Below are 736 nucleotides of genomic sequence, written 5' to 3' on the forward strand. Positions count from 1 at the left end.
GGATACCCCTCCCCGGGCGCGGGGAGGGAGGGGGTGGGGTAACCACGAGCCACAGGTCACGGGCCTTCCGCTGACGGCTGATGGCTGATGGCTAATAGCTGACGGCTTACCGCTTCCCGTTCACCCGCTCTACCGCCCGCACCCCACGGCGGCCGAAGCGGCGGGCGAGCTCGAGTTCGCTCATCACCAGGGCGGTGGGCCGCCCGTGGGGGCAGGTCCAGGGCATCTCGCAGCGGGCCAGGGCGTCGAGGAGGGCCTGGGCCGGGGCCTCGGCCATGGGGTGACCGGCCTTGATCGCGGGGAGGCAGGCCAGGCGGGCGAGGACGGTGCGCCAGGCCTCGGCGAAGGAGTGGCCGGCGAGGGTGCCCTTGACCACCTCGGCGACGAGGGCGGGGTGGGCGGTGAGGAAGGCAGGAACGCTGCGGATGCGGTAGCGGCCGGGGCCGAAGGGCTCGAGCACCAGCCCCGCCGCCTCGAGCTGCTCGGCCCGCTCCTGGTAGGCGAGCTCCTCGCCCAGGCTGAGGTTGAGCAGCTCGGGGTGCTCGAGCTCGACGGGCGGCTCCTCGCGGTAGCGGCGCGAGAGCTCCTCGTAGAGGACGCGCTCGTGGGCGGCGTGCTGGTCCACGACGTAGAGCTCGTCGTCGGCCTCGGCCAGGAGGTAGAGCTCGCGGAAGGCCCCCACGAAGCGCAGGCGGGGGAAGCTGGCCCGCTGCACGGGGGCGGGGCCGGCCATGGG

General features: G+C 74.2%; 1 pseudogene. It reads right to left on the reverse strand.

Annotated elements, in window-relative coordinates:
* Positions 1–106 precede the first annotated feature (106 nt).
* A pseudogene (locus tag Mterra_RS21565) lies at positions 107–736 on the reverse strand (DNA mismatch repair endonuclease MutL); the annotation flags it as partial.

The organism is Calidithermus terrae, from assembly GCF_003574345.1.
GTDB lineage: Bacteria > Deinococcota > Deinococci > Deinococcales > Thermaceae > Calidithermus > Calidithermus chliarophilus.